Here is a 20,118-nt window from a genome sequence, read left to right on the forward strand (position 1 = left end):
ACCCGGGGCGGACGGACCCGGGAAGGACGCGGGCGCTGCTACCAGTCGAGCGTGATCGGTACGAAGGGAGCGTCTTCCGGCGCCGCTTTGCGGGCCTCCAGGGCGACCCTGGCGGGTGCGCCCACCGGGATGCGCAGCGGGGGATCGGGGTGCTCGACCGCGTCGGCGACCGCGGCGGCCATCTCCTCCGGGGTGATGGGCTCGAAGATGGAGGTGCCGCGCAGCGCGCCGAACTGCTGGAACAAAGGGGTGTACGGGTCGTTCTCGGTGAAGAAGGACTTGGCGCGTTCGGCGCCGCCGGACGACACGGTGCTCGGCTGGAGGATGGTCACCTTGACGCCGAAATGGCCCGCCTCGACCGCGAGCGTCTCGGCGAACGCCTCGAGGGCCCACTTGCTGGCGGCGTAGGGGCCGATGATCGGCACGACGAGCCGGCCCTGAATGCTGGAGACGAAGACCAGCCGGCCCGCGCCCCGTTCGCGCATGGCCGGCAGCACGCCCTGCGCCACCCGCAGGGGGCCGAAGGTGTTGAGCCGGAAAAGGGCCTCGACCTCGGACAGCGGCACGTTCTCCAGCGACGCGCGGATCGTCGCGCCGGCGTTGCTCACCAGCACGTCGATCTCCCCGGCGTCACGCAGGGCGTCGTCGACACTCTGCTGATCGGTGACGTCCAGGCGCAGTCGCCGGTCGACGGGGAGATCGTCGAGGTCTTCGGGTCGGCGGGCGGTGGCCACGACCCGGTGGCCGCGGGCGGCGAGTTCGATCGCGGTGGCCCGGCCGATGCCCTTGGAGGCGCCGGTGATGAGCACGGACGTCATGTCGGTCTCCTGTCTGGGTGGTGCGGCGGAAGCGGCGGCGCACATCGTCGGCTGACCGCCCTGCTTCCGTGGAGTGCGGGATGAGGGGAGTCGCTGTCGCGGACCCGGCTCCGCCGAGCGGGTTCGCTAGTTGATTCGATTTTCGAATCGACCCACCATCGGTACCGTAGCAAAGTGAGTCGGAAAAGCGAATCGACCAGGCCGGGAGGTCCCCGGCGGACCCCGGTCCGCCGGGCAAAGCAATCCGTGCGACCATGCCCGCTATGGACGCGGTGGGCAGGAACAACGTGCGGGTCGTCGGTCGGCCCGACGGACCGGTGGTCGTATTGGCCCACGGCTTCGGCTGCGATCAGAACATGTGGCGTCTCGTGCTGCCGGTGCTGGCCGAGAGCTTCCGGGTGGTGCTCTTCGACTATGTGGGCTCGGGCCGCTCCGACCCGTCCGCCTGGGACCGCCGGCGCTACGCGTCGCTGGACGGATACGCCGCCGATGTGCTCGACATCTGCGCCGAGCTCGAACTGACCGACGTGGTCTTCGTGGGCCACTCGGTCAGCGCGATGGTCGGGGTGCTCGCCGCGGCCCGGCAGCCGCAGCGGTTCGCCAGACTGGTGATGGTCGCCCCTTCTCCCTGCTACATCGACGACCCGCTGACCGGCTACACCGGCGGGTTCAGCGCCGAAGACATCGATGAGCTGCTGGAGTCGCTGGATTCCAACTATCTGGGCTGGTCCGCGGCGATGGCGCCGGTGATCATGGGAAACCTGGAGCGTCCCGAGCTGGGGCAGGAGCTGACCAACAGCTTCTGCGCCACCGATCCGGGCATGGCCGCGGTGTTCGCGCGCACGACGTTCCTGTCCGACTCCCGGGCCGAGCTGGCCCTGGTCACGGTGCCCACCTTGGTGCTGGAGTGCGCCCAGGACGTGATCGCGCCTCCGCAGGTCGGCGCGTACGTGCACGCCGCGATCCCGGGCAGCCGCCTGGTCACCCTGGACGCGACCGGCCACTGCCCGCAGCTGAGCGCCCCCGAAGCCACCGTCCAGGAGATCGCCGCGTTCGCCGGGGCCGCCCGGTGATGTGCGGCGCCGCCGGAGGCGACCCCGACCAGGGCGCCGGTGGCGGCGCCGCCACCGGCGGCGCCCACGGTGAGGACGAGGACGAGACGGACGGGGACGAGACGGAGCTGGCGCGGTTCTCCGCCCTCCTGGAGGACAGCGCCGAGGACCTGTACGACAACGCGCCCTGCGGCTACCTGTCCACGCTGATGGACGGCCGCATCGCCAAGGTCAACACCACCCTGCTGAACTGGCTCGGCTACTCCCGCACCCAACTGGTCGGCCGCAGACGTTTCGCCGACCTGCTCACCGTGGGCGGCAAGCTCTACCACGAGACGCACTTCGCGCCGCTGCTGGCGATGCAGGGCCAGGTCTCGGGCGTCGCCCTGGAACTCAAGGGCGCCGACGGCAGCCGGCTGCCGGTCCTGGTGACCTCGGTGGTCAAGACCGGCACCGACGGGCAGCCGCTGCTGATCCGCACCACACTCTTCGACGCCCGCGACCGCCGCGCCTACGAGCAGGAATTGCTGCGCGCCCGCAAGGAAGCCGAACTGGCCCGCGCCGAGGCCGAGGCCGCCCGCCAGGCCGCCGAGAGCGAACGCGCCCGGCTGCACCAGGTCGTGGCCATCCTGCGGAACAGCCTGCTGCCGCCCCGGCTGCCGCGGATCCCCGGTGTCCAGGCCGCCGCCTACTACCACCCCGCGTCCGTGGACCAACTCGGCGGCGACTTCTACGACCTGTTCGAACTCGGCGGGGGACGCTGGGGCTTCTTCCTCGGTGACGTGTGCGGCAAGGGCCCGGAGGCCGCCGCGGTCACCTCCCTGATCCGCTACACCCTGCGCGCCGCGGTCCTGCACGCCGGCGACCCCGCCGCGGCCCTGGACCTGCTCAACACCGCGCTGCACGAGCGCTACAGCGGCAAATACCCGCGCTACTGCACCACCGTGGCCGGCACCCTCACCGCCCACGGCGACACCTTCGACATCACGGTCGCCAGCGGCGGCCACCCTCCGGCGCTGCTGCTGCGCGCCGACGGCAGCACGGAATTCCTGCACACCCCCGGCGGCATGCTCATCGGCATCATGCCCAGCCCGCACATCACCACCGCGACCACCGTGCTGCGGCCCGGCGACACCCTGCTGCTCTACACCGACGGCCTCACCGAAGCCCGGACCACCGCCGGTCCGCGCTACAGCGAGGACGACCTGCACGCCTTCGCCCGGGACCTGGCCCCGGCAGGTGCTCAGCAGACGATCACCGCGCTGACCGCCCTGCTGGAGAGCTTCGGAGCGGGACTCGACGACGACACCGCCCTGCTCACCCTCGGCATCCCCGCCCCCGCCTCAGCCCCGGACACGGACACCGAAGCCGCATGATGACCGCGCTGATCCTCACCACCCGCGCCACGGCCGAGGGAGCGGTGCTGGCCGTGGCCGGCGACCTCGACCACGAGAGCGCCGACCGGTTCCGGGCCGCCGCGGACACGGTCACCCTGGAGCCCGGCCAGCTGCTGACCGTCGACCTGGCCGCCCTGACCTTCTGCGACTCGACCGGCATCACCGCACTCATCGCCGCCCGCAACCACACGCAGGCCCAAGACGCCGGCATCGTCCTGACCGGCGTGCCCGCCGCCACCCTCCGCATCCTGCGCATGCTCGGCCTCGACCAGATCTTCTCCATCCACCCCGCCCCCGAGCCCGGCTAGGCCGTCGCCCGCCCACGCCGCCGGCCCGGGGGCGTACGACGGCCCGCCGTGCCGCGCGGTGCGGAAATATCATTCACTGTCCCAAAAAGGGCACACCCGCAATGTTTTGATCGTAGATTGTGCGGAGCGGTGGGGGACGGGGGACGCCATGAGTACGTCACGCGGGGACGGCGGGCAGGGCGACCGGCAGGCCCGCCTGCGACGAGCCCGGACGCGAGCACGGAACAACCTTCGTGCGTCGGGCGGGCCCGGGCGGCCCGCACCCATCAGGCGCCTGCTCGGCTGGGTGGCGAGCGGGAACAAAGTCGTGGTGGGAGCGGCCGCATTGGGCGTGACGACCCTGATATCGGGAACGGTGACCGGACTGCCGCACCTCGTGGCAGGAATGTGGAACCGTCCGGCGCCTGCCTTTGCTGTGCCGGGCAAGGTGTCGCCGGGTGTGACGCCGACCGGCCCCTTCACCTACACCCAGGGGCCCTGGGGCGAGGAGACGCTCTGCGATCTGCAGGGCGAGTACGTGGTGCCGGCCGCCGCCGGCCGGTCCCGTCCGCGTAACGATCACGAACTCGAAGCCCTGGTCGAGAACTCCGCGATCGCCGACGAGGCGAGCGGCAACTACGTGTTCCAGGCCACGGGTAGTGAAACGGTCGTGGTGACCGGCGTACACGCCGTGGTGCTCAAGAAGGTGGCCGCATCCCGGCGGACTGTTCTCGAAGTCAACGGAGACTGCTCCGGCGCAGGCATCACGCAGTATGTCGCGACGCTCGATCTGGATGCGGAAAAACCGTTACCGACATTCACGGAGTCGGACCCGGACGATCGGATGAGCTCGATTCCCGTCAAGCAGCTGACGTTCAAAGTGACCGAAGGCGATCCCGTGGACCTGATCTTCGACGCGTCCACCACCAAGTACGACGTCACTTGGAGGATTCGCGTCGATTACACCGTCGACGGTGAAGCCGGGACGGGCTGGGTGGGCAGCGGCGCGCCGTTCCACGTGATCGCGACTCGGCCCGACGATCCGAAGATGCAGATCCCGTAGGTGCCGACGCGCCGGCCGACCCGCGGCTGCCGTTCCAGCCGCTCGGTACGGCACGGGGAGGACGTCCGCGGCGTCGCGTGCCCCCCGGAGAAGGGGGGGCAGCCGTTACGCACCGGTGATCCGGTTGATCTCCTCCCGTGGGTACGGGGTCTGCCTGCTCCGGTGCCGGAGTTCGCGGTTGAAGGCCGACAGCACCGCGGCGACCGGAGCGTGCCGCGCGATGATCGCCGCGGCCTGCGGCGGGATCCCGGTGGGGCGCTCGCCGTCGGCGTAGGCGCGCACCCGTGCGCAGCGGCCCTCCTGGTCCTCCGGCCGGTATCCGTACAGCGCGGTGACCAGCCAGTTCACCAGGTAGGTGGCGGTGTACGCGCGGTCGTAGCTCTGATGCCGGTCGAAGAAGTCGGCCTCGTCCCGGGCCAGTTCGAAGTCGGAGGAGATCGCCAGGCCGTAGTCCGCGAAATACAGGCGCCGGCCGTCGGTCAGGATGTTCTCGAAGTGCCCGTCGAAGTGCAGGAGCCCGCGGCTGTTCATGAACGAGGTGCCGGCCGCCAACTCCCGCTCCACCATGGCGCAAGCCCGGTCGGCGGCCTCGTCGCCCGCCTCGATCCGACCGCCCAGCCACTGGTGGAGGTTCTGCGGGATGTACTCCAGGAACAGCGCGACGCTCGCCGAGGACCGCCGCAGCGCCTCGATCCGGCGGCGCACCTGCGATCCGCCGCCCCAGTAGGCCACCGCCCGTTCCACGTCGGCCAGTTCGGCGGGCAGCGGCGTCGAGTCCGGCAGCACCCGCCAGTGGTACATCAGAGGAAATCCCTCGTATGCGCCGGCGAGCACCCAGTTCGTCGTCGTGGTGTGTGCACCGCGAGCTCTCGCCACACCCCGAAGCCCGGCCCGCCGGTGCCGTAGTGGCAGAAGAGCGGCAGCTCGAACAGATTCGCCGTGGACCCCTGGTGCGCCGGCCGCCGCTCCAGATCGGTGAGCGGCACCCGCTTGACGAAAAGCGGGGTGCCGGCGACCTCCAACCGGGCCGACTTCCCCCCGATGCCCGCGCCGAGGGGCACGGCCGCGTCCAGGAGTTCGCCCAGCGCGCGGTCGCTGAGCCGGGCCAGGGACGTGGAGACGGCCCCATGAGCGGCAAGACGCGTGCCGCGCGACAGGTCCGGGAACGCGGCTGCTGGCTCCACCGGGGCACCGACCTCGATCCTGTGGGCTTGGGTACTGACGCCGGCTGCGCACCTTACGCGAAGCGGCCACGCGGCTTCGGCCGTACGGCACCGTTGAACAGGGGCAGTTGAGGACCGCCGTGATAACGTCCTCCAGTCGTGAGCTGCTGCGAACCGAGGAGGTGAGACCCGTTAACGCTGTGACAGGTCGGGCCCCCCTCATCCGCATGGCCTGGGGAGTGCCCGCAGACGGCACCCCGAAAGGCTCCCAACGCAATGCGCCTCACCTCTGAGACGTCGTCCGACGACGTCCGCGAACAACTCTTCACCCTCGGCGAGATTCCGGGCGTCCTGTGGACACCGCAAGGTGCCACCGGCCCTCGCCCCCTCGTCTTCATGGGGCACGGCGGCGGTCAGCACAAGAAGGCCGCCGGCATCCAGGCTCGCGCACGCAGGTTCGTGGCCGAGTGCCGGTTCGCGGTGGTGGCGGTGGACGTCTCCGGACACGGCGATCGGCCGACGGACGAGGAGTACGACCGCATCGCCACCGAGAACCAGGCGCGCGTGGCCGCGGGGGAAGAACTGGCCCCGCTGATCGCCCGTTTCCAGGCGCTGGTGGCCCGCCGGACCGTCCCGGAATGGCAGTCCGTCCTGGACGCGGTCCAGCAACTCCCGCACGTGGGTGCCGGCCCGGTCGGCTACTGGGGGATCTCCTTGGGCTGCGGACTCGGCATTCCGTTCGTCGCCGCTGAACCCCGCGTCCGCGCTGCGGTGTTGGGCCTGGGCGGAGCCCTCGCCTCGGCCGAGGACGCCGCACGGACGACCGTCCCGATCGAATTCCTGCTCCAGTGGGACGACGAACGCGTGCCACGGGACCAGGGCCTGGCCCTCTTCGACGCCTTCGCCTCGCCGGAAAAGACGCTCCACGCCAACCCCGGCAAGCACGGGGACGTGCCGGCATCCGAGTTCGACAGCACGCTGAGGTTCTTCTCCCGGCATCTCGCCTGACGCCGCCCGCCCGATCGACAGCGGGGGGTGCCGTCCGGCGGGGTGACGCCGTTCCCGGGCGTCTGTCGGGCGTCCGGTCCCGGTTGTCGGTACCCGCTGATACAACTCGTGCAGAGGGACCGCGCAAGCAGAGGAGAGCCGCTATGGGTACGTGGGGCAGGCAGGGGGATCACCGCCAGCGGCATCCGGCCCGTGCTGCCCGGGAGCCGATCCTTCGGCAGGCCGGCCGGCGGCCCGCCGGGTCCCGTTTCGCGGGGCCGACCTCGATTCGTCGTGCCCGCCGGATATCGCGGCGCAATCGGCGAGAATAGAGTACCGGTTATGGGATCCGGGAATGCGGTTGCGTCCGGGCCAAGCCGGACGGGAAGTGGCCGGACGCTTCCATGATAGGGTCGGATTAATTCACAGGACGCCGCAAAAAAGGGGAATGGCGTGAATACCGAGAAGGTTACGGCTCGACGTCTTACGGCCGACGAGGCTTCGGAGTTGGGCCTCCAGGACGGCATCTTCGTCTCCGCGGGGACAGATGGCCTTCCTCTCGACTGCTACGCCCCGGCCCATCTCACAAAGCCGGGCAAGAACTTCGAGGGTGGATCCTTCACCGCAAGGACGATATTTGGCACTGAAATCCACCTTCTCCCGGACCATGCAGAAGAGCCCGGGATCTGGATTGCCGACAAGGCAGGGGATGAAATAGAGGTTCTGCAGAGCGCGGGCATTCTCCTTAATCTCGCCCTCTTCGTTCCCGGCGGCAACAGGGAATCCCTCGACTCGCTCTACGCCGCCGCCCGCGACGCGTTCGGCGCGGGAATCGTCCAGCGCTGGAGCGAGGAAGTCGTCGCGGTGCCGGACGTGAAGGTCGACCTCTTCGAGGAACCGCTCCGGGGCCGGAAGAACGCGAGCAGCCAGATCCGGGACCGCCGCGCGCTGGACATCTACCCGACCCGAGTGCGATTCCTGGAGCCCAGCGACGGCTGGAAGTTCGTGGTCGAACCGCACCAGGAGGTCGTCGACGACACGCCGACGATCTGACGCCAGGAGTCTTCAGGGGCCGCGCCTTCGTGGCAGCACGCCCGGCCGGATCCCGCCCGGTCGCCCGTTGCGCAGCCATACGGTGCAATGAGGAGATAGGGACCGGCGTGAGGCGGGTGAGGACGTGGGCGGGAAGGAGGACGGGGCCGCGGCGGGCGAGACCGCCGCGGCCCGGCTCGACGCGTTGCTGGAGGGCGTCACGCACGACGTCGGCGCCCACATCGGTCTCACCTACCTCCTGGTCCCCGAGCAGCAGGTGCTGCAGATGACGGCGGTGGTCGGAGCCCCCAGGAGGCTGGCGCTGCCGTGGGTCCGGCTGGCACTGGCGGCGCCGTCGCCCGTGCCGGAGGCTGTCCGCTCCCGGCGTCCTGTGTGGCTGGCCGACCAGCAGGCGCTGGCCCGCCGCTTTCCGCGCGCCGCGCTGGCCTTTCCGTACTCCGTCGCCCACTACGCCGCCCCGCTGATGGCCGACGGGCTCTGCTGGGGCGCCGTGAATCTGCTGTGGCCGGGCGCCCGGCCGGAAGGGCTGTCCGCCGCCGAGCAGGCACGCGTCGACGAGGCGGTCGACCGGATGGCCGAGGTGCTGCGGAATGCCGCCGCCCGGGGGCGCCCGGTGCGTCCGAGGGACGAGCCGCGCGTCGTGGAGGCGCCGCCGGCCCGCCGCGCCGCTCCGGTCGCCGCCCTCCTGGGGCGTTTCACCGAAGGATTCGCCGCGCTGGATCCGCACGGCCGGATGACCTTCCTCACCGCCGCGGCCGCCCGGCTGCTCGGCCGCGACCGCGCCGAACTGCTGGGCGCCGAACCGTGGGACGTACTGCCCTGGCTGAACGACCCCGCCTACGAGAACGCCTTCGTCGCCGCGCTGTTCAGCCGTCGGCCCACCGGTTTCGCCGCCCGCCGGCCGGACGGCGCGTGGCTGTCGTTCCAGCTCTACCCGGACGCCACCGGCATCAGCGTGCGGGTCGGGCCGGCCGACGCCCCCGACCGCGGGGGCGAACCGGCCGCGGACACGCTGCCCGCCGTGCCGGCCCGCGCGGGCACCTTGTTCCACCTCCTGCACCTGGCCTCGGCGCTCACCGAGGCCGCGGGCGTCAGCGAGATCACCGAATCGCTCATGGGACAGGTGCGACCCGTCCTCGACGCCGAGGGAATGGCCCTCATGGTCGCCGACGAAGGGCGGCTGCGCGTGGTGGGCGCACGCGGCTTCCCGCCCGGGACGCAGCAGCATTTCGACGGCCTGCCGCTGTCCGGCCACGCCGAGGGCATCCACATCATGGCGACCGGTGTCCCGGCCTTCCACCCGACCAACGCCGCCTTGGTGCGCGCCTTTCCCGAGCAACCGGTCTACCGGCAGATGGGCGCCTTCGCCTACCTGCCGCTGACCGTCTCCGGCGCCACCTTCGGCTGCCTGGTCCTGGCGTACGGCAGCCCGCGGGACTTCAGCCCGGACGAGCGCGCGGAACTCACCTCGCTGGCGGGGATGATCGCGCAGGCGCTGGAGCGCGCCCGGCTCTACGACGCCAACGCGCTGGTGGCGCGAGGACTCCAGGAGGGACTCCTGCCGCGCCACCTGCCCCGGGTGCCCGGCCTTCAGGTCGCCGCACGCTACCTCCCCGCCACGCACACCCAGGAAGTCGGCGGCGACTTCTACGACTTCATCGATCTCGGCGCGCATGCCGCGGCCGCGGTGATCGGCGACGTCCAGGGGCACAGCGTGCAGGCCGCCGCCCTGATGGGCCAGATTCGCACCGCCGTGCACAGCCACGCCCGGGCCGGGGCGCCGCCCGAGGAGATCCTCGCCCGCACCAACCAACTCCTCCTGGAGCAGAACAGCCCCCTGTTCTGCAGCTGCGTCTACGCGCACATCGACGTGCCCGGGCATCGAGTCCTGCTGGCCTCGGCCGGTCACCCGCCGCCGATCCTGCGCCGGCCCGGCCCCCTCGGCCGCCCCGGCGGCAGCGACGTGCTCGATCTGCCCCCCGGACTGCTCCTCGGCGTGGCGGAGGAAGCCCGCTTCCAGACCGTCGAGGTGCCGCTGCCCCCCGGCGCCCTGTTGGCGCTCTACACCGACGGCCTTGTGGAACGCCCCGGTTCGGACCTGGGGCGATCCATCGGCCTGCTGGCCGACCAACTCGCCGACGAGGCCGACCAACCGCTGGAGACGCTCGCCGACGCGATCGTCACGCGCGCACGGGAGAGCGCCGTCCCCCAGAGCAGCGACGACATCGCGCTGCTGCTCGTGGAGCACGTCAACGCGGGCACAGTAGGCAGTTGAGCCGGCACCGGAAGCCGTGCTGCCGGCCTCACCGCCATTCGGGGCTCACCCGGCCGGGCCGGGTCGGCCCGGCCTGGTCCCGGACGTCATTCGCCCTGGGGGAGCTCAAGGAGGAAGACGCGGATCTCACGCCGGGCGGCCCGCCGCGCGTACGCGTCGTACGCGGGCCAGTAGGCAGCGACTGCTTCCCAGACCTTCCGGCGTTCCTCCCCGGTCAGCAGCCGCGCGCGCACCGCCGTCCGCCGGCCGCCCCTGGTCACCGTGGCCCGCGGCTCCGCGAGCAGATTCGCCGTCCAGCCGGGGTGGCGTTCGCCGCCCCAGTTGGATCCGATCACCACAAGACCGTCGCCATGGGTGATGTACAAAAGGGCGACCTCGCGGGACTGTCCGCTCTGCCGGCCCACCGTGGTGAGCAGCAGGGTGCGCAGCCCCACGGGTGTCCCGACCCCGAACCTGCCACCGGTCGCCCTGAGGAGGGTCCGGTCGGCGGGCGCCAGGAAACGCCCCAGATCGGCCCAGCCCCTGGTTGCGCCCAGCTTGGTGAACAGGCTTCGTATCGACGGCACGCGGGATCGTAACATTCCCGCCGGCCGGAGACCTGGTCCCCGCTGCCGCGCATCAGGCTGGCTCCTCGGGCCGCCTGACCGGTACATCCGATCATCCCCGGCAACCCGGCCTCGCTGAAAGCATGTTGCTTACATTCAACCTGTTGACGCCGCTGCGGACGGCTGCCAGGCTGCGGATTCATCGGATGTCTTGGGCTTCCTGCGGGTGCGCCCGCGGGGCGATGATTCCCGGAGCGGTCATGAGATGGATGGCATCGGCAGGCAAGATCCTCGGTTCGGCGGTGACCTTCGCGCTGGTCGGCGCGGGAGCGCTGGGGGCGGCGGCGAGTCCCGCGCAGGCGGCGGGCGCGAAAGTGCTGTGGGCGGCCCCTGACGGGCACGGCGGGGCGTGCACCGCGCGGAATCCCTGTTCGCTGGCCGGGGCGCAGGCCGCGGTGCGCGCCGTGGAGCGCGGCCGGGGCCCGGCCGATGTCCGGGTCGAACTCCTCGGCGGCACCTACCGGTTGAGCACGACATGGCAGCTCGGGGCGCAGGATTCGGGCAGCCCGGGCCACCCGGTGGTGTGGCAGGCCGCACCGGGCGCCCGCCCGGTGATCGCCGGCTCCACCCGGGTCTCGGACTGGCACCAGGTGGGCAGCAGCGGCGTATGGGCGGCGCGCGTGCCCCACGGCAGCGCCACCCGCCAGCTCTACGTCGACGGCAAGGAGGCCCCGATCGCGCAGGCCACCCCGGCCGCCCTGCACTTCTCCGGCAACTGGGCCGGCTCGTCGACCGGTTACGACCTGTCGGCCGACCCGACCGCCCGGGCGTGGTTCGCCGGCCTCACGGCCGCGCAACTGGCCCAGGTCGAGTTCGACTACCCGGCGGGCAACGGCGCCTGGACGGATTCCCGGTGCGGTGTCGCGCGGATGTCCGGCAGCACCCTCGTGATGGACCAGCCCTGCTGGACCAACGTGACCGACATCGCCCCGTTCAGCCAGGGCACCGGCGGCCTCCCGTCGATGCCCACCTCACAGCTGCCCGCGACCGTCCAAGGGGCCCGCAGCCTTCTGACGAGCGGTCAGTGGTTCCTGGACACCTCCACCGACACGCTCTACTACGCAGCCGGCAAGGGCCGGCGGATGACCGGATCCGACGTCGAACTCCCGCGGCTGGAAAAGCTGGTGCAGGGCGCGGGAAGCCTCGCCGAACCCCTGCACGACATCACCTTCGCGGGCCTGCAGTTCTCCTACGCCACCTGGAACGCCCCCTCCTCCGCGGCCGGCTTCGCCGATGTGCAGAGCAACCTGCGCCGCACCGGCGCCAACAACCAGGGCCTGTGCGGCTTCTCCGACCCGGCCGGCACCTGCCCGTGGGGCGCGCTGACCCAGCCGCTGGCCAACGTCGCCTTCAGCGGCGCCAGCCGTGTGACGCTCACCGGCAACCGGTTCGTCGATCTCGGCGGCGCGGGCCTGAGTTTGATGTACGGGGGCACCCACAACGTCGTCGACGCCAACGAGTTCACCGCGATCGCGTCCACCGCGCTGTCGCTCGGCTGCACCTACGACCCGACCCCGACCGTCACCCCGGCATCGGTGATCGAGGCCAACTGCACGCCCGACCCGAAGGCCGTACGCGGCGACCGGGTCGGGGACAACGAGATCCTGGACCACACCACGGTCTCGGACAACGTGATCCACGACATCGGCACCGACTACCGCTCGGCCTGCGGCATCACGCTGCTGTTCAGCCGGCACACCGTGATCAGCCACAACGAGCTGTACGACCTGCCGTACACCGGGATCACCGCGGGTGTCATCCAGGGCCACGTGGACGAGGCCGACCATCCGCAGAACTCCACCAACATCAACGCCGACAACACGATCAGCGACAACCTGATCTTCGACGTCATGCAGGTGCTGGACGACGGCGGCGCCATCTACATGGAGGGCCACCAGGCGCAGTACGTCGACGGGGCGGACGGCACGATCGACGCCGCGGCCACCCTGGCCAACGGCCTGCACGTCACCGACAACGTTGTCTACAACGACGGGTCGCGCTTCAACGCCTTCTACGACGACGCCGGTTCGGAGTGGATCGGCTTCAGCGGCAACGTCGAGTTCCACCCGCTGACGTCGATCGGCGCGCAGGGCGGCTGCTCGGCCACCGGGCACTTCTGGGTCACCGGCAACTACTTCTCCGACCCGGCGGGCAGCTACATCTGCACGGCGCCGGTCGACTCCAACGTCAGCGGCAACACCGTCATCCCCGCCGCCCCGGGACCGGACGACATCCCGGTCGCCCTCCTGGCGAACGCCGGTGTCACCGGCGGACACCGGGCGCTGGCCGCCGCCGTGCCCCTGCGGACGAGCTACGTCTCCGCGCCCCGGCCCGCGGCGGCCGGCTCCTCGACGGACCGGGTGCTCATCGCGGGCGCCGGGTTCTCGGCCGCCACCCCGGTGTACTTCGGCGGGCAGCGGGCCAGCGAGGTCCGCTTCGTCTCCACCGGCTTCCTGATCGCCACCGTGCCGGCCGGGGCCGACGGCACCGACGTCACCGTGGGTCCCTACGTCCCGCGCCCGGTGATCACCGCTCCCGCCGGCGGCACCACCGGTCTCGCGGCCGGCTACCCGGTACGCGGGACCGCGGTGGCGGGGAACACCGTCACCGTCACCGACGGCACGGACCAGGCGAGTTGCACCGCTACCGCCGCCACCGACGGCACGTGGAGCTGCACCCTGACCGGCTCCTCGGCCGGACAGCACAGCCTGTCGGCCGTACAGACCGACCGGAACGCGGTCACCTCCAAGGCGTCGCCGGCCGTCCTGGTCTACGTCGGCACCCCGCCGGCCGCGGCCCGCGTCAACGACACCGACCCGTCGATCGGCTACGACAACTGGGACTACCTCGACAGCCGGGGGTACGGCGACCTCGACGACGACGTCCACTACGCGACGGCCGACGGCAGCAGCTTCACGGCCACCTTCATCGGCACCCGGATCACGGTGTTCGGCGAGGAGTACACCGACCAGGGCGACATCAGTGTGTCGATCGACGGCGGCCCCGCCACCGTCGTCGACACGGTGCCCGCCGACGGCGCCCGGCACGCCGACGTGGCCGTCTACACCGGCGCCGCTCTCCCGGCGGGCGTGCACACGATCACGGTGACCAAGCTCTCGGGCTCCTACGCGACCTTCGACGGCTTCGAGATCGACAACCCGGCCTCCCGGTAGCCCGGCAGGCCCGAGCCGCCCGGTCTGCGGGACAACCGCGCGCCGGCTCGCGCAGTCGGCCTCCGTGCGACGGAACACCGCCGTCGCCCGGAGGCCGCGTCCGGCTGGCTGGCACCCGGTCCGCGCGAGGCGCGCATTGAAACTGTTCAACAGGTGCCGCGAACGGGCTCCGCGCCGAGGGCGGAGCCGGCGGCATGTCAGCAGCGCTTGGACCCCTTGACGGTGATGGATTTCACGCCGTAGCGTCCAGGCCAGGATTTAAACGTTTCACATTCTTGTCGGCAACGTGGCGGACCCGTTTCCGACGCATCGACGCGTGCGCCCCGCCCCGGCGGCGGCGCGAGCCCCGAGGAGACGCGCACCATGACCGACGACAGCCGAAGCCAGAGCCGGTTCGCCCGGCGAAGAGTCCTGCAGGCCGGAGCGGCGGCGGGCGCCGGGGCGGCGCTGGCCTGGGGTGCCTCCTCGGGAGCCGCCGGGGCCGCGGCGCCGACGGAATCGGCGGGGGCGGCCGACCGAACGGCCGTGCCGCGGCAGGGCGCGGACCGCCCCGGGTCGGCCGGGTGGTTCAGCGCGCCGGGCGCGGCGGTCAGGCCCAAGTTCCGCTGGTGGTGGCCGGACGGCCTGGTGGATCCGGCGGAGATCCAGCGGGAGATCGACCAGATCGCGGACGCCGGCTTCGGCGGCGTGGAGATCGCCGCGGTCCACCACAGCGTGGACGATCCGGCCGTCCTGGACACCGCCCACCACGGCTGGGGCAGCGCGTCCTGGGTGGCCGGCGTGGAGGCGGCCCTCGAACAGGCCGATCGGCGCGGCCTGACCGTGGACATCACCGCCGGGCCGGCCTGGCCCACCGCGGTCCCCACGATCACGCCGGACAGCGCGGCCGCCGTGCAGGAACTCGCCCACGGCGTCGTCGCGGTGGCGGGCGGGACCACCTACACCGGCCCGGTCCCCGCAGCGGTGGTCGCGGCCGACCCGGCCGCCCGGACCTCCGTCCTGTTCGCGGTCCAGGCGGTGCGGATCGACACCGCCAACACCACCAAGAAGGAGACCGGCCTGGACCCGGCCACCCTGGTGGACCTGACCTGCCAGGTCCGTTCCGGCGCGATCACCTGGACCGCGCCGGACGACGGCGGGTCCTGGCTGCTGCTCGGCTACTGGCAGCGCGGCACCGGCCAGACCCCGGAGGCCGGCCCGCACACCGTGCCCACCGCCTACGTGGTGGACCACTTCAGCGCCGCGGGCACCCGGGCCGTCATCGACTTCTGGGAGTCGGACCTGCTGACGCACCCGATCCGCCGACTGATCGGCCGGGTCGGGGGGAGCCTGTTCGAGGACTCCATCGAGTTGGAGTCCGACGCGCTGCTGTGGACGTCCGCGCTGCCCGCGGAGTTCGCCCGCCGCCGGGGATACCCGCTGCTTCCCTACCTGCCCGTGGTCGTGCTCAGCAAGAGCAACCAGGTCTACGCCTACGACGCCGCACTGACCGTACGGGTACGCCACGACTTCTGGCAGACCGTGTCGGAGCTGTACAACGCCCAGCACGTGACCGCCATCAAGAAATGGGCCGGCACCGTCGGGTTGAAGCTGCGCGCCCAGCCCTACGGACTGCAGACCGACGCCATCGCCACCGCCGCGATCCTGGACATCCCCGAAGGGGAGTCGCTCGGCTTCAAGAACCTCGACGACTTCCGCTGCCTGGCCGGCGGCCGGGACATGGCGGGCAGCACCATCCTGTCCTGCGAGTCGGGCGCCTACACCGGGGGCGCGTACAACACCACCTGGCAGAAGTTCCTGCGCACCATGGGCGGCGCCTACGCGGCCGGGGTCAACCAGACCGTCATCCACGGCTTCTCCTACGCCACCTTGCCGGGCACCGCCTGGCCGGGCTACGCGGCGTTCACCCCGTACCACGGCGCTGTCGGCTACGGCGAGTCCTGGGGGCCGCGGCAGCCCACCTGGCGGCACATCGAGGACATGTCCGGCTACCTCGCCCGGATCCACCAGGTACTCCAGGCCGGCAAGCCGCGGCTGGACGTCGCGATCTTCCGGCAGACCGGCTACACCGCCACCGGCATCGGCGCGTCGTGGTTCACCTCGACCGGGATCCCGCTGGGCTGGAACCACGAGTTCATCAGCGAGCCGCTGCTGAGCCTGCCGTCCGCCCATGTCACCCAAGGGCGGCTGGCGGCCGGCGGGCCGGCCTACCAGGCGCTGTTCGTGGAGGCGGACTTCTTCGCCGGCTCCACCTGCACCCTGCCGGTCGCGGTCGCGGAGAAGTTCCTGGCGTTCACCAAGGCCGGGCTGCCGATCGTGCTGCTGGGCGACTGGAGCACCGCGACCGTCCCGGGCCGGGACACCGGCGGACAGGACGAACGGCTGCGCGCGGTGCTCACCGAACTGCTGGCCCAGCCGAGGGTCCGGCAGCTCACCGACAAGACCGCGGTGGGCGCCGCGCTGGCCGACCTCGGGGTGGAGCCGGTGGTCTCGTACGCGACGAGTTCGACACTGCTGAACGCGCACCGTTACGCCGACGGGGCCGACTACTACTACCTGTGCAACGGCAAGCACGCCGAGACCGTCAAGCCCCCGGTCGCCGCCATCGACCACGACGTGACGTTCCGGCGCGGCGACTCGCGGCAGGTCCCCTACCTGCTGGACCTGTGGACCGGCCGGGTGGAACGGGTCGGCGCCTGGACCGAGGACGGCGACAAGGCCACCTTGCGGGTGGCCCTGCAGCCCGGCGAGACGATGGTGGTGGCCTTCGGCGCGCCCGGCATGTTCGGCGACCGGACGGGCGCCGGCCCGCACGCGGTGAGCACCACCGCCGACGAGGCCAGGTTCGACGGGGGCGAGCTGGTGGTGCGCAGCGCCACCGACGGCGACTACACCACGGCGCTGTCCCACGGCCGCCCGGTGCGCAGCCGCATCTCCGGCGTGCCGCTGCCCACCGAACTCACCGCCTGGCAGCTGGATGTCGAGGACTGGCAGCCGGGCGCCGACGCGAACCGGACCACGATCGTCCGCCGCCGCGTCGGCCTGGACGCGCTCGTCGCCTGGCCGGACGTCCCGGAACTCGCGGACGTCTCCGGTATCGGCCGCTACCGCACCACCGTGCGGCTCGGTGCCGCCTGGACCGGCGGCCACGGTGCCTACCTGCAGTTGGGCACCGTCTACGACACCTGCCGGGTGACCGTCAACGGCCGGCTGCTCGATCCGGTCGACCACATCAACCCGGTGGTGGACCTCGGCGGCCACCTCCGTGCCGGCGACAACACGATCGAGGTCGAGGTGGCCACCACGCTCGGCAACCGGCTGCGGGTCAGCGATCCCGTGGTGTACGGCGCCTCGCCGCGCCAGCCGTACGGCCTGGTCGGCCCGGTCCGGCTGGTCCCCTACGGCCAGGCCCGGCTCGGCTGACGGGAACCGCCGCCGGCCGGGCCAGGGCTGTCCCGTCGCCGGCATGATTCTGCCTCTCCATGGGGCGCCGTCGTCACCCACGGAGAGGCAGAGTTCGTAGGGTGTGCGGGCCGGCCGGAGCCGGCCCGCACACCTTCACCGGTGGTCCGGTGCGGTCACCCCGCGCTCAGGTCACCGTCCAGACGAAGGTGGCCGTGTCACTGGCGCCGCGGCCGTTGGAGGCGGTCACGCTCACCGTGCTCGTCCCGGTGGCCGCGGCCGTACCGGAGATCACCCCGGACGGGCTGATGGACAGCCCCGCGGGCAGTCCGGTCGCGGTGAAGGCCAGCTTCTGACCCGCGGCCGAGTCCTTGGCGGTGATCGGCAGCCGGACCGCGGCGCGGGCCGGGCTGCTCATACCGTGCGGGTTGTCCACCGTCACCGAGGCCGCCGGGGTGGTGGCGGCGTCCACCGTCTTGGCGCTCATCGCGGTGGCCACGGCGAGGGTCCCGGTCAGCGGCAGACTGCGGGAGGAGTCGCCGACCATGATCTGATAACTGCCCGCCGCGGTCGTCCAGTTGTTGCCGGCGGTGTTCCAGTACGCCAGGTCGTGCGCGGTGACGGTGAAGGTCACCTTCGTACTGGCCCCCGGCTGGAGGTCGACCCGCTGGAAGCCCTTGAGCTGCTTGGCGGGCTCACCGGTCGAGGCGGGGTCGCCCACGTACAGCTGGGCGATCTCGGCTCCCTCCCGGCTGCCGGTGTTGGTGACGGTCGCGCTCACGGTGGCGTTGCCGCTGCCGTCCAGCGCCCCGACCTGGAGGCCGGAGAAGGAGAACGAGGTGTACGACAGGCCGAACCCGAACGGGAACAGCGGGGTGATGTTCTGCGCGTCGTACCAGCGGTAGCCGACCTTGAGGCCCTCGCTGTACTGCACATCGGTGCCGTCGCCCGGCCACTGGGCGGTGGTGTGCGCGGGCACGTCCGCCAGCGAGCCGGGGAAGGTGACCGGCAGCTTGCCGGACGGGTCGACATCGCCGAACAGCAGCGCGGCAAGGGAGTTGCCGACCTCCTGGCCGCCGTACCACTCCTCCAGCACGCCCTTGACCGACGCGAGCCACGGCATGGTCACCGCGGAGCCGGTGTTGAGCACCACGACGGTGTTGGGGTTGGCCGCCGCGACCTGCTGGACCAGCTGGTTCTGCTGGGACGACAGGTCGATACTGGTGAGGTCCGTCCCCTCGTTCTCGCCGTAACCGACGCAGACGACCGCCACACTGGCCGCCTTCGCCGCGGTCACCGCCGCGTTGATGTCCGTGCCGTCGTTGTACGTCACGGTCGTCCCGGTGCCGGCCACCCGGTTCTGCAGCGCGGTCAGCGGCGAGACGGTTCCCGAACTCGTCGCGGTGGCGCTGCCGCCGCCGACACTGCGGACACCCGCGCCGCCGTCGGGGCCGAGCAGCGCGATCGACTTGGTGGTCGACGTGGACAGCGGCAGGATCCCGTTGTTCTTCAGCAGGACGCTGCCCTGTTCGGCGACCTGACGGGCCGTCGCCTGGTGCGCCGCGGAAGTCACCACGGCGTTCCGGTCACCGGTCTTGGCGTGGTCGAACAGGCCGAACGCGAACATCTGCGTGAGGACCCGGCTGACCATGGTGTTGAGCGTCGCCTGGCTCACCGTGCCGTTGGCCAGGGCCTGGTTGAGGAAATCGGCGTAGAAGTAGCCGTTCGGCATCTCGATCGTCATGCCGTTGTTCGCCGAGTCCACCGTGGAGTGCGCGCCACCCCAGTCACTGGTGACGAACCCGCCGAAACCGGCCTGCTGGTAGAGCGCGTTGTTCAGCAGATACGGGTTCTGGCAGGCGAACACGCCGTTGACCGTGCTGTAGGCGCACATCACCGACGCCGACGCGCCCTTGCTCACCGCCGCCTGGAAGGCCGGCAGATAGATCTCCTGCAAGGTGCGGTTGTCGACGATCGCGTTGTCGGCGGGGCCGTTGCGGTTGGTCTCCTGGTTGTAGACCGCCACGTGCTTGGCCTCCGCCATCACGCCCTGGCTCTGGATGCCCTGGATGCTCGCGGTGGCCATCTGGGCACTCAGGTACGGGTCTTCGCTGTACGTCTCGAAGGCCCGCCCCCAGCGCGGGTCGCGCACGATGTTCATCGTCGGGCCGAGCGCCACGTCCGCGCCCTTGCCCTTGAACTCGGCCCCGGCCACGGTGCCGTAGCTCTTCTGCAGGCCGGTGTCCCAGGTCGCCGCCGAGGACACCGCGGCCGGCAGCTGGGTGACGCCGCCGAGCCCGTCACCGACGCCGCTGGGGCCGTCCTGGAAGCCCATCGCCGGGATGCACAAGGACGGGATCGCCGACATGTCGCCGATGTACGGCTGCGTGGCGCCGTTGCCGTGCAGCATCTGGACCTTCTGCGCCTGCGTCATCTGCGCCAGCACCTGCGCGACCCGGGTGGCCACCGGCGCGGTCGAATTCACCCACGGGCAGTCGCCGTTGCCCCCGCCGGGGGGCGGTGTGGTGCTGCCGCCCGGGGTCAGCACGGTGAACTCCCACAGCGAGTAGCCGTACGCCGTCGCCCGGGCGGTGCCGTACATCCGCACATAGCGGGCGGTGGCGGTGAAGTTGTGCGTCTCGGTGCCGCCGGTGCCAGCCGTGGTCGAGTAGACCGTCGTCCAGTTGGTGCCGTCGGCCGAGGTCTGGATCTGGAACGCCTTGCCGTACGCGGTCTCCCAGGCGAGCGTCACCCCGCAGACGGACTGCGCGGTGCCCAGGTCCACCTGGAGCCACTGCGGGTCGGCGGCCGCGCTGGACCACCGGGTGCCCAGGTTGTTGTCG

General features: G+C 71.5%; 12 protein-coding genes and 1 pseudogene. 9 read left to right on the plus strand and 4 right to left on the minus strand.

Annotated features, from left to right (window positions below; genetic code table 11):
* Positions 1–38 precede the first annotated feature (38 nt).
* Positions 39–818: an SDR family oxidoreductase gene (locus GA0115240_RS08335; protein ID WP_093736011.1), complete on the minus strand. Its 780-nt coding sequence runs from the start codon at positions 816–818 to the stop codon at positions 39–41.
* A 263-nt stretch (positions 819–1,081) separates the two neighbouring features.
* Here GA0115240_RS08335 and GA0115240_RS08340 point away from each other — a divergent pair, with 263 nt between their 5' ends.
* The 4 genes from GA0115240_RS08340 to GA0115240_RS08355 all read left to right on the plus strand — a co-directional run bounded on the left by GA0115240_RS08340 (position 1,082) and on the right by GA0115240_RS08355 (position 4,617).
* Positions 1,082–1,891, plus strand: a complete 810-nt coding sequence (locus GA0115240_RS08340) for an alpha/beta fold hydrolase (protein WP_093736012.1) — start codon at positions 1,082–1,084, stop codon at positions 1,889–1,891.
* Complete coding sequence (locus GA0115240_RS08345; RefSeq protein WP_093736013.1) at positions 1,891–3,246, plus strand: SpoIIE family protein phosphatase; 1,356 nt, start codon at positions 1,891–1,893, stop codon at positions 3,244–3,246. The genes GA0115240_RS08340 and GA0115240_RS08345 overlap by 1 nt, the downstream gene beginning before the upstream one ends.
* Positions 3,243–3,575 (plus strand): STAS domain-containing protein, encoded by a 333-nt coding sequence (locus tag GA0115240_RS08350; RefSeq protein WP_346267926.1) that lies wholly within the window; start codon positions 3,243–3,245, stop codon positions 3,573–3,575. Before GA0115240_RS08345 ends, GA0115240_RS08350 begins: the two co-directional genes overlap by 4 nt.
* Before the next feature lie 331 nt (positions 3,576–3,906).
* On the plus strand, positions 3,907–4,617 hold the full coding sequence (locus GA0115240_RS08355; RefSeq protein WP_141708774.1) for a hypothetical protein: 711 nt from the start codon (positions 3,907–3,909) through the stop codon (positions 4,615–4,617).
* A gap of 105 nt (positions 4,618–4,722) precedes the next feature.
* Here the strand turns inward: GA0115240_RS08355 and GA0115240_RS08360 are convergent.
* Positions 4,723–5,774 (minus strand): annotated as a pseudogene (locus GA0115240_RS08360) (protein kinase family protein).
* Between the two features lie 282 nt (positions 5,775–6,056).
* Here GA0115240_RS08360 and GA0115240_RS08365 point away from each other — a divergent pair.
* From GA0115240_RS08365 to GA0115240_RS08375, 3 genes are all read left to right on the plus strand, one after another.
* A complete protein-coding gene (locus GA0115240_RS08365; RefSeq protein ID WP_093736015.1) occupies positions 6,057–6,788 on the plus strand; it encodes a dienelactone hydrolase family protein in 732 nt (243 codons plus the stop codon).
* 432 nt (positions 6,789–7,220) lie between these two features.
* Entirely contained in the window at positions 7,221–7,820 is a 600-nt protein-coding gene (locus GA0115240_RS08370) for a hypothetical protein (protein ID WP_093736016.1), read from the plus strand.
* A 124-nt stretch (positions 7,821–7,944) separates the two neighbouring features.
* Positions 7,945–10,095: a SpoIIE family protein phosphatase gene (locus tag GA0115240_RS08375; protein ID WP_093736017.1), complete on the plus strand. Its 2,151-nt coding sequence runs from the start codon at positions 7,945–7,947 to the stop codon at positions 10,093–10,095.
* 86 nt (positions 10,096–10,181) lie between these two features.
* Here GA0115240_RS08375 and GA0115240_RS08380 read toward each other — a convergent pair whose 3' ends face one another.
* Complete coding sequence (locus GA0115240_RS08380) at positions 10,182–10,661, minus strand: nitroreductase family deazaflavin-dependent oxidoreductase (protein WP_256069607.1); 480 nt, start codon at positions 10,659–10,661, stop codon at positions 10,182–10,184.
* Positions 10,662–10,909: 248 nt separating this feature from the next.
* Between GA0115240_RS08380 and GA0115240_RS08385 the strand changes: the two genes are divergently transcribed.
* Positions 10,910–13,873, plus strand: a complete 2,964-nt coding sequence (locus GA0115240_RS08385) for an Ig-like domain-containing protein (protein ID WP_093736019.1) — start codon at positions 10,910–10,912, stop codon at positions 13,871–13,873.
* A gap of 363 nt (positions 13,874–14,236) precedes the next feature.
* Complete coding sequence (locus GA0115240_RS08390; protein WP_093736020.1) at positions 14,237–17,296, plus strand: glycosyl hydrolase; 3,060 nt, start codon at positions 14,237–14,239, stop codon at positions 17,294–17,296.
* Positions 17,297–17,462: 166 nt separating this feature from the next.
* Here GA0115240_RS08390 and GA0115240_RS08395 read toward each other — a convergent pair.
* Positions 17,463–20,118, minus strand: a 2,656-nt coding sequence (locus GA0115240_RS08395; RefSeq protein ID WP_093736021.1) for a glycoside hydrolase family 3 C-terminal domain-containing protein, incomplete at its 5' end; no start/stop codon positions are given.

Source organism: Streptomyces sp. DvalAA-14, assembly GCF_900091855.1.
GTDB lineage: Bacteria > Actinomycetota > Actinomycetes > Streptomycetales > Streptomycetaceae > Actinacidiphila.